Below are 12,126 nucleotides of genomic sequence, written 5' to 3' on the forward strand. Positions count from 1 at the left end.
GTTAAAGGACTCGCCGGGCGGAGTTCTCCAGGAAATAGCCCTTGACCCTTCTGAGCCGTCGTTCGCCCGGGCCCAGCGCGGTCCTGGCGTGCAGCGCATGATGATTGTCGATGAGAATGAGCTCGTCCGTTTCCAGACGCACCTGCACGGCGAACGAACCCGGGTCGGCGAGCACCTCGTGCAGCACGGTGAGCGCGCGCCGGTGAATATCGTCCAGGTCGAAGCGCTCGGCCAGTGCGGTCAGAATGTCGCGGCGGTAGCGAATGGACCACTCGTCGCCGTCGCGATGGAGAATGGGGACGAGCTGGATGCCGTGTCCGAAGAGCGGGTCGCGCAGATAGAACGGATAGACCTGGTCGCCGAGCGCGGCGAGTACTTCGTCGCCGCCGACGGCCCGCACTCGTTCCGCCACATCGGCCGCGCGCACGATAATCGACTCGCCGCCCGAGTCGCTGTTTCGCACGCAGGCGAGACCGAGGAAATCGTGAGGAATGGCGAAGAAAGTGGAGTCGGTGTGCAGCGGGAACTCGGCTTTGGTGCCGGATACGTCTTCGGACCGCGACGAGTCAGGGGAGATGTCGAAGAACAGGGTGTCGCCGTTGCCCAGCGCTGAGGGGACGGCGACGAGGCCGATGAGGGCGACGAGCTCGGCGTCTTCGCTGCACGGGACGTTGCGCAGCAGCGCGTAACCGTCCTCGCGGAGCCTGTGGCGCACGGCCCGGCCGATCGATTGAAGCGACTCGGATTTCCTGGCCCTATCCCGCAGAGCCTCGACGGACGGCCCATCCAGTGACCACCCAATCACCACCGACGCCACTTCGCTCAGCTCACGCCGGTCGGCTCCACGGAGGCAGATCTCACTCAAGACTCTTCCCTCGCGAGTGAACACTGAATGGACCGCCTGTGCATTTCTTACACCATTCCGTCGAGCTAGTCGATGATCACAGCGCCCAAAAGGTCGATGTGCCGCACGACGGGCTTCACATAGCGCTTCTTCACGTCATCCTCCTTTCCCCATCTATTGGCCCGGACGTTAAGTGATCGTAAGCTCCGGTACACACCCCGTCAAGCACTCCAGTCCCGTACACATTGGGCGACCTCAAGCCCCTCGAGGCCGACGGCTCCTATAACACCCTGACTGCATTCGGTCAAGAACTCAGTTTTGCCGGGCAATGATTGTGAGACGGTATTGAGAAGCCACCTTGTGAGGCGTCGCAATGGTTGCGCGGCCATCCTTTTCGCTTAGAATCTTGGAATCTGCTGTGCCTCCCGGTATAACTGATGGAAGGGAAGCGCATATGGGAGTCTCCAGCGAGCTCTCCGGCGACCAGAGAGCGCTGCTGACCCGCACGTTCATCGACCCCTCCTTTCGAAAAGCACTACGAGATGACGCGTCGTCAGCCGTGCGTGCCGCCGGAATCGATCCGTCGAGTGCGTCCGGCGTATCGATGCTCAAGGAGATCGAGTCCTTCTTCGCCCGCGGAGGCGGCGGGCGAAGCCTTGGCGACCTGGCGACGGTGAGCCTGGACATCGCCGCCGCGAAGCCGGCGGCCGATGACGGATCCCCGCGCGTGGCCTTCGTCGTGATGCCGTGGGCCGAGACCCGCTGGGCGTCCATCGGCGTCTCGCTGCTACAGTCCGCCCTCGCGGCCGACGGCCTGGCGGCCGACGTCATCTACGCCAATCTCGACTTCGCCGAGGCCGTCGGCAACGACACCTACAACCGCATCGGCACCAGCTCGCCGAAGGTGGCGCTGGTCGGCGAGTGGCTGTTCGCCGAACGGTCCGACGGCGCGGACGAGCGCTTCCTCACCGAGGTCCTGCTCGCCGAGCACGCGGACTTCGCCGACTTCGCCACCGTCTACCGGCTCGGCGAGATCAAGGAGCTGACCGAGCCGTTCCTCGACGCGCTGGCCCGCCACGAGATCTGGGGCCGCTACGACATCGTCGGCTTCACCTCGACCTTCCAGCAGAACGCCGCCAGCTTCGGGCTCGCCAAGCGCCTCAAGCGGCTCCGCCCCGACCTGACGATCATCATGGGCGGTGGTAACTGCGAGGGCCCCATGGGCTCGGCGGTCCTGCGCAACTACCCCGCCATCGACTACGTCTTCCGCGGCGAGGCCGAGTGGCTGATCAGCCGGTTCGTCCGCGACCTGCGCGCGGCCGGCGCCCGCCCCGGCTGGGTCGAGTCCGACACGTTCTGGAGCGACCGCGTGGAGCCGCATCCGGGCGGCCGAGCCGTCATCGAGGCCGGCACCGCCCCCAGCATGGACGACCTGCCGGTGCCCCAGTACCACGACTTCTACGCGCGGCTGCGGACCACCCGCCCGGGCAGCACCCTGCCCGTCGAGACCGCCGTCCCGCTGGAGACCTCGCGCGGCTGCTGGTGGGGCGACAAGAAGCACTGCACGTTCTGCGGGCTGAACGGCCTGACGATGGCGTTCCGCAGCAAGTCGGCCGCCAGGGCCTTCGACGAGCTGCGCCGGCTGGTGCACGAGTACGGCAAGGGCGGCAAGCGCCGCACGGACGTCCTCGTCGTGGACAACATCCTCGACTACCGCTACTTCAATGACCTGCTGCCGATGATCGCGCAGTCGGATCTGAAGGTGACACTCCACTACGAGGTGAAGGCCAACCTCCGTCTCGACCAGCTCATGCTGCTGCGCGACGCGGGCGTCTACCACCTGCAGCCCGGCATCGAGTCGATGAGCAACCGGCTGCTGGAGGCCATGCGCAAGGGCACCACCAGGCTGCGCAACCTGCAGACCATGAAGTGGTGCACGGAGCTGGGCATCGACGTGTCGTGGAACTACCTGCACGGCTTCCCCGGAGAGACCGACGACGACTACGCCGACCTGCCGGAGCTGTTCGGCCTCGTCACGCACCTGTCGCCGCCCGAGCACGTCGGCCCCGCCCGCGCCGACCGGTTCAGCCCCTTCTACGAGTCCGGCGCCGACTTCGGCATCGTCGAGCTCGAACACGAGATCGCCTACGACCACATCTACGCCGACCTGCCCCGCGCCGAGCGCCGGGACATGGCGTACTTCTTCCGGATGCGCTGCGACCGGCCGCTCGCGTCCGAGGGCGTGCTGGCCGCGTTGCGGGCGGCGGCCGACCGGTGGCGCCGTGACCATCCCGAGTCGCGGCTGGAGGCGTCCTGGATGGGCGATCACCTGCGCGTGCTCGACACCCGCCCGGCCCGCCCGCACTCGGAGAGGGAGTTCGACCTCGACCCGGCGGCGAGCAGCGTGCTCATCGCGCTCGACCAGCTCAGGTCGGCGAAGGCGATCGAGCGCGCGCTGCCCGTGCCGGTGCCCGCCGAGGAGATCGCGGGCGCTCTCGACCGGCTGCTCGCGGCCGGCCTCGTCGTACGCGACGACGACAGCTATCTGGGCCTGCCGATCCTGCACCGGCGGCGGCTGCCGGGCCCGAAGCCCGCGGTCCGGGTGCCGAAGCAGCTTCCCGTGCTGACCGGAGCCGCCTGACTCCGCAGCCGCCAGGCTCCCCCGTTCTCCCCCTGAGGGCCGTCACCCGCGACGGCCTTCACAGCTTTGAGGAAGTCACCGTGACGGAGACCGCTTTCCGCTTTCCCACCGACAAAAGGCCAGGACCGTTCGACCCGCCGGACGTCTTCCGCAAGATCCGCGAGGAGCGTCCCCTCACCCCCATGACGTTCGCTGACGGGCACGAGGGCTGGCTCGCCTCCAGCCACCGCATCGTCAGGAAGATCCTCTCCGACGACCGGTTCAGCAACCGGCGCGAGCTCATGCACCTGCCGGTCGCGCGGGACATCTCCACGAAGCGGCAGCCGTCCGAGCCCGGCATGTTCATCCGCATGGACCCGCCGGAGCACACGCGCTACCGCCGGCTGCTCATCGCCCAGTTCACGGTCCGGCGCATCAAGCAGCTCGAACCGCGCATCACCGCGGTCATCAACGACCGATTGGACGCCATGGAACGCTCGGGCGGCCCCGTCGATCTCGTCGAGGAGTTCGCCATCCCGATCCCGTCGGCCGTCATCTGCGACCTGCTGGGCATCCCGGAGAGCGAGCGCGGCGAGTTCCAGCGGGCGATGGGCGTCGCCGTGAACCTCAACACCAAGCAGAAGGACCTCGTCGAGGCGTTCCTCACGATGCAGAGCCTGTTCCCGCCGCTGATCGCGGGCAAGCGGGCACGGCCGACGGACGACTTCTACAGCGACCTGATCAACAACAGCGACCTCACCGACGAGGAGCTCACCAACATCGGCTTCATGTTGTTCGGGGCGGGTTTCGAGACCACCGCCAACATGCTGGGGCTCGGCGCCTTCGCGCTGCTGGAGCATCCCGAGCAGGTCGCGGCGCTGCGCCAGGACCCGTCGCTGATCGACAGCGCGGTCGAGGAGCTGCTGCGCTATCTCACCATCATTCACATCGGCCCGATGCGGGCGGCCCTGGAGGACGTGGAGATCGAGGGCGTCACCATCAAGAAGGGCCAGGTGGTCTGCATGTCGCTGTCGGCGGCCAACCGCGACCCCGAATGCTTCGACGACCCCGAGCGGCTCGACCTCACCCGGTTCACGCGCGCGGGGCGGCGGATGGGCCATCTCGCCTTCGGGCACGGCATCCACCAGTGCCTCGGCCAGCAGCTCGCCCGCAGCGAGATGCGCTTGGCGTTCCCCGCGCTGTTCGAACGCCTCCCCGGCCTGCGCCTCGCCGTGCCCCGCGAGGAGGTGCCGACCAGGGAGGCCAGCGTCATCTACGGCCTGGAACGCCTGCCGGTCACGTGGTGACCTCCTGTCCGGCCTCGGGCTCATGCGTACGGGTGCGCTCGGCCCAGGCCACGGCCGGGGGCAGCAGGAGGCCGGCGGCGACCATCAGGGCGCCGAGCACGATCCAGCCGGGGACGCCGACGCCGAGCACGAGCACCGCCAGCAGGTACGGCCCCGCCGCGCCCGCCAGGCCCTGCCCGAGCCCGAACACGCCGCTGTACTCACCCTGAAGCTCGACCGGCGCGAGCCCGAAGCTCAGCTCGAACTCGGCGGCGGCGTAGCGCAGCTCGGCCAGCGTCATCACGATCGTGCCGGCCACGAGGATCACCGTCGCGGCCACAGCGCCGAGCCCGGACGTCAGGCCGTAGAGCACGAATGCGGCCAGCAGCCCGAAGCTCGCGACCCGGGCCGCGCGCCCGGCGAGAAGCACGCCGTCGATGCCTTTTGTCGCGGGCAATTGCAGCAGCGCGACCATGACGGTGTTGATGGTGACGAGAATGGCGACGAGCGTGCGCGGAGCCTCGGTGTGCTGCACGATCCACAGCGGTATCGCGAATGTCAGCACCGGCCCCTGCAGAGAAAGGACGCCGCACAGTACGGTGACCGCCAGAAATGGCCGGTCCCGCAGCGCCACGCCGGTTTTCGCCGTGGATTTCGTGCGCAGCGGTTCGAGTTTCGGCAGCATCATCACCAGCAGCACATTCACCGCGAACGTCGCCGCGTTCGCGAGAATGAGCACGGTATAGGCCGCCTGGGTGTCGACGGTGATGACGACGCCGGCCGCGAGCGCGCCGACGCTCGATCCGATGTTGACGAGCGAGCGCAGGACGGCGCGCAGCCGGGTGGCGCCGGCGCCGCCGATGCGGCGGAAGACCGGCATGCGCGCGGTCTGGCTGGCCGCCGCGGCGAACTGGCTCACGCACGCGACGAGCACGAAGAGCGGGAGCGAGTCGACCAGCAGGAAAGCGGCCATGGCCAAGGCTTCGACCACCAGGAACCAGGCCCACAGGCGGCGCGGGCCCCACCGGTCGGCCATCCGCCCCACCGGGATGCCGGCGGTGAGCGCGACGAAGCCGGCGATGGTCAGTCCCGCACCGACCTCCACGGCGGACAGGCCGGCGACCCGGGTGAAGTACAGCGCACCCGCGGTGATGAAGAGCCCGTTTCCCGCGGTGTTGACCAATGTCGAGACGGCGAGGACCCGGCGCGGCCCGGTTTGCATCTCGACGGATTCGAGCAGGCGCCTGCCCCACCCTTTCGTCTGCTCTTCTGGAGCCGCGGACATCATCTGCACCGGTCCACGGAAATGACATCGGCCACTACAGCGTGCACCTGCGATCCAATCTTCGGAGGCCCGGGGTCAGGCCGTTTTCAGAAAGCTCAGCGAGTGCCCGTCAGATGCCGAGAGTTGTCATATGCGACCTGACTTTCCCTCAGGATTCACGGTAAGGGGGACTTTCGGTCATGTTAAGTGGATCAAGAAGGGCCGCGCAAGGGTCTGTCAGCCGTTTAAGGGTCTTTCACGCGCCGCCGGGCTCGGCGTTTCGCTCCCACATCGACTTCATCTCGGCGAACCCCTGCTCCATGATCCCCACCATGGCCCGCCTGGCGCGCTCGCCGTCGCGGCGCTGGATCGCCTGGGCCACGTCGGTGTGCAGGTGCAGCGCCTGCTCGTCCGGATAGTGCGGCATCAGGTGGTAGTGGTGGCGTCCCGCGAGCACCTCGGCGACGATCACGTGGAGCTTTTCGAACATCTCGTTGCCGGACGCGGCCAGCACCCGCCGGTGGAACTCGATGTCGAGGTCGAGGAAGCGCTGCTCGTCGCCGGCCTTGCCGGCGGCCCACATCTTGGCCGCGAGGCCCACCAGCTCGCTCGCGTCGTCGTCGCTGATGTGGGCGGCGGCCAGCAAGGCGGCGTGCGGCTCGACGGCGGTGCGCAGCTCCGTGATCGAGCGCATCTGCGCCATGCGCCCGTCGGAGGCGAGCCGCCAGCGGATCACCTGCGGGTCGAAGACGTTCCAGGCGCTGGGGGGCTGGATCATGATGCCGACGCGGCGCCGGGTCTCGATCAACCCCATGGACGCCAGCACGCGCAGCACCTCGCGGATCACCGAGCGGGACACCTGATAGCGGTCGATCAGGTCGTCGATGCTGATGACCGAGCCGGCGGGGATGTCGCCGTTGCAGATGACGGTGCCGAGCCGGTCGAGGACGCGAGCGTGCAGCCCAGCCTCGGCAGGGGCGGATGGGGTTGGTGCGCCCATGGGGGAGGACTGAGTCACATATAAAGCATATCTATCGAGAGACGACTCTTGAATAAGTCTGCTTTTTTGTCCTAGCATCCCCGCATTAACCCGATGTAACGGAAACATGGCGCGTTGGGGGCAGCGACCATGACAGAAAGGCGAGATCACGTGCGACATCGGTCGATCATCGGTGCATCTCTGGCCGTGGTGGCGTCCTTGACCCTGTCCGCCTGCGGCGGCGACGACGGCGAAGGCTCGTCCACCACGCTGCGGGTCACGCTGGCCAACCACGTGTGGACCGACAACATCAAGAAGGCGCTGCCCGAGTTCGAGAAGCAGAGCGGGCTCAAGGTCGAGGTGACCCAGCTTGGCGAGGACCAGCTCTCCGACCAGTACAACGTCAAGCTGAACGCCGGCTCCGCCGACATCGACGTGATGATGTACCGCCCCCTCCAGGAGGGGAAGCTCTTCGCCAAGAACAAGTACCTGGCCGACCTGACCGACCGGGTCAAGGCCGCCGCGAACTGGAACTACTCCGACTTCCAGGCCGGGCCCGTCGAGGCCACCACGTACGAGGGCAAGCCGGTCGGCGTGCCCATCATCACCGAGCAGGAGGTCCTCTACTACCGCAAGGACCTGCTGGAGAAGGCCGGGCTGGACGCGCCGCCGAAGACCCTCGACGAGCTGAAGGAGGCCGCGCTCAAGATCAAGCAGAGCGAGCCGGACGTCGCCGGGTTCGTCGCGCGCACCGGCAAGTCCGCTGCCGTCACGCAGTTCTCCAGCTTCCTCTACAGCTTCGGCGGCGACTTCATGGACGCGAGCGGCAAGGCCGCGGTCGCCACCGACGCGGCCAAGCAGGCGTACGCCTACTACGGCGGCCTCATCAAGGACGCCGGCCCGGCGAACGTCAGCACCGACATGAGCTGGCCCGAGGCGATGGCCATCTTCACCCAGGGCAAGGCCGCCTTCTACACCGAGGCCAACTCGCTCTACCAGAACGCCACCGACCCCGCGAAGTCGAAGGTATCCGACAAGGTGGGCTTCGCGCCGTTCCCTGAGGGGCCGGCCGGGTCGAAGCCGTACAACATCCCGTCGTGGGCGCTGGGCATCAACGCGGCCTCCGAGAACGCGGACAACGCGTGGAAGTTCATCGAGTGGGCCACCAGCAAGGAACAGACGCTCGCCCAGCAGAAGGCCGGCGTCCCGGGCGCCCGTACGTCCGTGTGGGAGGACCCCGAGGGCACCTCGACCTTCCCGAAGGATCTGGCGGAGGCCATCGCGGCCAGCACCAAGGGCGGCGTCGGTCATGACCGGCCGCTGGTGGTGAAGGTCGCCGAGTCCCGCGAGATCGTCGGGCAGCCCATCGTCGACGCGATCACCGGCAAGGACGCGGCGGCGGCCGCCGACACCGCCAACGCCGCGTTCCAGAAGTTCCTGGACGACGAGGCCAGGTAGCCGCTCTACCTCGCCTCTTCACTGGAGATCCCGTGGCAACGACCACCACCGAGCCACCGCGCAGCGCGTCCACCGAGACCCCCGTCACCCCCGGGTGGGCGCGCTGGGTGGACGATCACCGCAAATGGCTCTTCGCCGCGCCGGCGATGACGTTCGTCGCCGTGCTGCTCGTCTTCCCGCTGGCCTGGACGATCTACCTCAGCCTCACCGACGCCGAGGGCTCCGTCCGCGCGGAGAGCGACTTCGTCGGCCTGCGGAACTACCTCGACGTCCTCACCGACACCGAGCGGTTCTGGCCCGCCGTCGGCAGAACGGCCGCCTTCACCCTCACGGCGCTGCTGTTCGAGGTGGTGCTCGGGATGGCGATCGCGCTGCTGCTGTGGCGGCCGTTCAAGGGCGAGCGGTGGGTCCGCGTCGCCATCCTGCTGCCGCTCGTCGCCACCCCGGTCGCGGTCGGCATGATGTGGCGGCTCATCTTCGACCCGAACATCGGCCTGGCCAACCAGATACTCGGCTGGTTCGGCATCTCCCCACAGCCCTGGCTGGCGGGCCAGCACACCGCGCTGCCCACCACAATCCTCATCGACGTGTGGCAGTGGACGCCGATGGTGGTGCTGATCCTGCTCGCCGGGCTCACCTCGCTGTCCGACGAGCCGCAGGAGGCCGCGCTCATCGACGGCGCGGGCACCTGGCAGCGGTTCAGGCACATCACGCTGCCGCTGCTGACGCCCACCCTGACCGTCGCGGTCCTGCTGCGCGGCATCGACGCGCTCAAGACCTTCGACATCCTGTACGCCACCAAGGGCCGCGGCGGCGGCTCCTTCCACGAGGTGGAGACGCTCAACGTGTACGCCTACGGGCTCAGCTTCGACTACAACGAGTACGGCGTCTCGTCCACCGTCCTCATCCTCTTCTTCCTCATCATCATCGGGGCGATGTGGGCCCTGACCGCCCGGCGCAAGGAGGCACGGCGATGAGGCTGCGGCCCGCGTACCGGATCTTCCGCGCGGTGGCGCTCACCGTCGTGGTGCTCGTGCTCATCGCGCCGCTGGTGTGGATGGTCGCCGCGTCGCTCAAGACGAACGTCGACATCTACGACCCCGCTAAGGCGCTGGCCTTCTCCCCCACGCTGGACAACTACGGCAAGGTGCTCCAGCAGGCCAACTACATCGACTTCATACTCAACAGCCTGTGGGTGGCGTTCGCCGCCACGGTGGCCTCGCTCATCCTGGGCGTGCCGGCCGCGTACTCGATGAGCCGGTTCAACATGAAGAAGTCGGCGCTGGTCGTGCTGATGGCCCGGATCATCCCCGGCGTGTCGCTGCTCGTGCCGTGGTTCTACGTCTTCTCCAACCTGCGCATGGTCGGCGGCTTCGGGGTGCTGATCATCAGCCACATGTTCGTCTCGCTGCCGCTCGTGGTCTACATCATGATGGGCTACTTCGACAGCCTGCCCACGGAGCTGGAGGAGGCGGCGCTGGTGGACGGGCTGACGCACGTCGGCGCGTTCCGGCGGATCACGCTGCCGCTGTCGGTGCCGGGCGTCGCCACCGCGGGGATCCTGTCGTTCATCTTCTCGTGGAACAACTTCATGTTCGCGCTGGTGCTGTCCGACGCGGACACCAAGACCCTGCCCGTGGCGATCTTCGACTTTGTCGGGTACGCCAGCATCGACTGGGGCGGCCTGATGGCCGCGACCACCGTGGTCACGCTGCCGATCATGGTGATCGCGCTCTTCGTCCAGAAGTACGTGGTCTCCGGCCTGACCGCCGGCGCCACCAAGGGCTGAGGCGCGGTCAGGGGCGGTCGAAGAGTCCGCGTTCGAAGGCGGCGGCGACGGCGGCGGCGCGGTCGTTGACGCCGAGCTTGGCGTAGATGTGCAGCAGGTGGCTCTTGACCGTGGCCTCGCTGATGAACAGGCGCGCGGCGGCCTCCCTGTTGGTGCAGCCCCGGGCGATCAGGCCGAGCACCTCCAGCTCGCGGGCGCTGAGCGGGTCGGACGGCGCGCGTACCCGGCCGAGCAGGCGGGTGGCCACCGACGGCGAGAGCACCGACTCGCCACGGGCGGCGGCGCGGACGGCGCGGACCAGCTCGTCGGGCATCGCGTCCTTGAGCAGGTAGCCGGTGGCGCCCGCCTCGATGGCGGGCAGCACGTCCCGGTCGGTGTCGTACGTGGTCAGCACGAGCACCCTGGCCGTGCTCCCCCGCTCGGCCAGCCGCTTGATCGCGGTGACGCCGTCGGTGCCCGGCATCCGCAGGTCCATGAGGATGACGTCGGGCCGCAGCTCCTCGGCGAGCGCGACCGCCTGCGCGCCGTCGCCCGCGACCCCGACCACCTCGATGCCGGGCTCCCCCGCGAACATGCCGCACAGCCCGTCGCGGACGATGGGGTGGTCGTCGACGACGATCAGCCGGATGGACGCCTCGTGCAACGCGGTCATCGGGGCTCCCTGGCGGGGACGGTGGCGGAGACGGCGGTGCCCGTGCCTGGCTCGGACTCGATCTCCAGCGTGCCGTCGAGCGCGGAGACGCGCTGCCGCATGGACGTCATGCCGAAGCCGCCACCGGTGCCCGGCACGAACCCGCGTCCGTCGTCGCGCACATCCAGTGTGACCACGTCGTCCATGTACGACACGGTGACGCCGACGCGGGAGGCACGGGCGTGCTTGGCCACGTTCGCGAGCGCCTCCTGGCAGACCCGCAGCAAGGTCACCTCCACCTCGGGGTGCAGCGGCCTGGCCGTCCCCGTCGTCGTGTACGCGGCCGGGACGCCGTGCACGGACTCCCACCGCCGCACCACGTCGGCCAGCGCCTCGGGCAGCCGGGCGGACTCCAGCTCGGCCGGGCCCACGGCGTGCACGGACCGGCGCGCCTCGGCCAGGCTCTCCCTGGCCAGGCGGGCGGCGTTGTCGAGGTGACGGCGCCAGGCGTCGCGATCGTCCTCGGCCTTCACCGCGGCCTGGATCTGCGTGATGATCCCGGTCAGCCCCTGGGCCAGCGTGTCGTGGATCTCCCTGGCCATGCGCTGCCGCTCGTCGGTGACGCCGGCCTCGCGGGCCTGCAGGAGGAGCTGGGCCTGCAGCCCGGCGTTCTCCCGCATGGTCTCCTCGAGCCTGGCGTTGGTGGCGGCGAGCTGCTCGACCATCTGCTGCCTGCGTACGCTCTGATCGTTGATCATGTCGCCGAAGAGGCTGAACAGCACGACCATGACCACGATGGCGGCGATGACCAGCACGTACGAGGAGATGACGGCCGGATCGGGCCCGGGCAGCCCGCCGAAGAAGCCGGTGACGGCGGCCGCCGCCGTGGCCGCCACGCCCGCGATCCGCCAGCGTCCGCGCAGCAGCTGCCATGAATGCAAGTAGCCGATGAAGGCGTAGAAGCCGGCGAACCATGGGCTGAGCAGGCCGAGCGCGGCGATGAGCGCGACCAGGCCGGCGATGTAGACGGCGGCGCCCCTGGCGCTCGCCGTGCGGGCGGGGCACAGCGTGACCAGCCACGCCGTCCAGGCCGCCGCGAGCGTGCTCAGCACGATCACCGCGTTCCGCTGAACCGTCGTGAGGTCCTCGGTGAGCAGCGCGAGCCCGGCGGAGACGACGAGCAGCACGTAAGGCACGGCGGCGAGACCGAGGGTCACGCGCGTGTGCGCGGTCTCGGGTTGCTCGCTCACGCGTA

General features: G+C 68.6%; 10 protein-coding genes. 5 read left to right on the forward strand and 5 right to left on the reverse strand.

Features of this window, described 5'->3' with window-relative positions; genetic code table 11:
• Position 1: 1 nt before the first annotated feature.
• Positions 2 to 865, reverse strand: coding sequence for a TauD/TfdA family dioxygenase (locus AB0K67_RS22990; RefSeq protein ID WP_364063573.1), 864 nt, complete (start codon positions 863 to 865; stop codon positions 2 to 4).
• Between the two features lie 433 nt (positions 866 to 1,298).
• Here AB0K67_RS22990 and AB0K67_RS22995 point away from each other — a divergent pair, with 433 nt between their 5' ends.
• Both AB0K67_RS22995 and AB0K67_RS23000 read left to right on the forward strand, forming a co-directional pair.
• Positions 1,299 to 3,485 (forward strand): RiPP maturation radical SAM C-methyltransferase, encoded by a 2,187-nt coding sequence (locus tag AB0K67_RS22995; RefSeq protein ID WP_364063576.1) that lies wholly within the window; start codon positions 1,299 to 1,301, stop codon positions 3,483 to 3,485.
• 80 nt (positions 3,486 to 3,565) lie between these two features.
• Positions 3,566 to 4,771 carry a cytochrome P450 gene (locus AB0K67_RS23000; protein ID WP_364063578.1) on the forward strand — a complete coding sequence of 402 codons (1,206 nt, stop codon included), beginning with the start codon at positions 3,566 to 3,568 and terminating at the stop codon, positions 4,769 to 4,771.
• Here AB0K67_RS23000 and AB0K67_RS23005 read toward each other — a convergent pair.
• On the reverse strand, positions 4,761 to 6,038 hold the full coding sequence (locus AB0K67_RS23005; RefSeq protein WP_364064735.1) for an MFS transporter: 1,278 nt from the start codon (positions 6,036 to 6,038) through the stop codon (positions 4,761 to 4,763). The two genes, AB0K67_RS23000 and AB0K67_RS23005, sit on opposite strands and share 11 nt — an antisense overlap.
• A 232-nt stretch (positions 6,039 to 6,270) precedes the next feature.
• Entirely contained in the window at positions 6,271 to 7,032 is a 762-nt protein-coding gene (locus tag AB0K67_RS23010) for an FCD domain-containing protein (RefSeq protein ID WP_364063580.1), read from the reverse strand.
• A 180-nt stretch (positions 7,033 to 7,212) separates the two neighbouring features.
• Between AB0K67_RS23010 and AB0K67_RS23015 the strand changes: the two genes are divergently transcribed.
• Genes AB0K67_RS23015 through AB0K67_RS23025 form a run of 3 tightly spaced genes read left to right on the forward strand, consistent with a single transcriptional unit; the run spans position 7,213 to position 10,240 of the window.
• Positions 7,213 to 8,451: a sugar ABC transporter substrate-binding protein gene (locus AB0K67_RS23015; protein ID WP_364063583.1), complete on the forward strand. Its 1,239-nt coding sequence runs from the start codon at positions 7,213 to 7,215 to the stop codon at positions 8,449 to 8,451.
• 32 nt (positions 8,452 to 8,483) lie between these two features.
• Positions 8,484 to 9,428, forward strand: coding sequence for a sugar ABC transporter permease (locus AB0K67_RS23020; protein ID WP_364063585.1), 945 nt, complete (start codon positions 8,484 to 8,486; stop codon positions 9,426 to 9,428).
• Complete coding sequence (locus AB0K67_RS23025; RefSeq protein ID WP_364063587.1) at positions 9,425 to 10,240, forward strand: carbohydrate ABC transporter permease; 816 nt, start codon at positions 9,425 to 9,427, stop codon at positions 10,238 to 10,240. The genes AB0K67_RS23020 and AB0K67_RS23025 overlap by 4 nt, the downstream gene beginning before the upstream one ends.
• Before the next feature lie 7 nt (positions 10,241 to 10,247).
• On the opposite strand, the gene AB0K67_RS23030 is transcribed toward AB0K67_RS23025, so the two are convergent.
• Positions 10,248 to 10,883 (reverse strand): response regulator transcription factor, encoded by a 636-nt coding sequence (locus tag AB0K67_RS23030; RefSeq protein WP_364064738.1) that lies wholly within the window; start codon positions 10,881 to 10,883, stop codon positions 10,248 to 10,250.
• A 5-nt stretch (positions 10,884 to 10,888) separates the two neighbouring features.
• Positions 10,889 to 12,121 (reverse strand): sensor histidine kinase, encoded by a 1,233-nt coding sequence (locus AB0K67_RS23035; RefSeq protein ID WP_364063589.1) that lies wholly within the window; start codon positions 12,119 to 12,121, stop codon positions 10,889 to 10,891.
• Between the last annotated feature and the right edge of the window lie 5 nt (positions 12,122 to 12,126).

This window comes from Nonomuraea sp. NPDC052634 (assembly GCF_040678535.1).
GTDB classification, from domain to species: domain Bacteria; phylum Actinomycetota; class Actinomycetes; order Streptosporangiales; family Streptosporangiaceae; genus Nonomuraea; species Nonomuraea fastidiosa.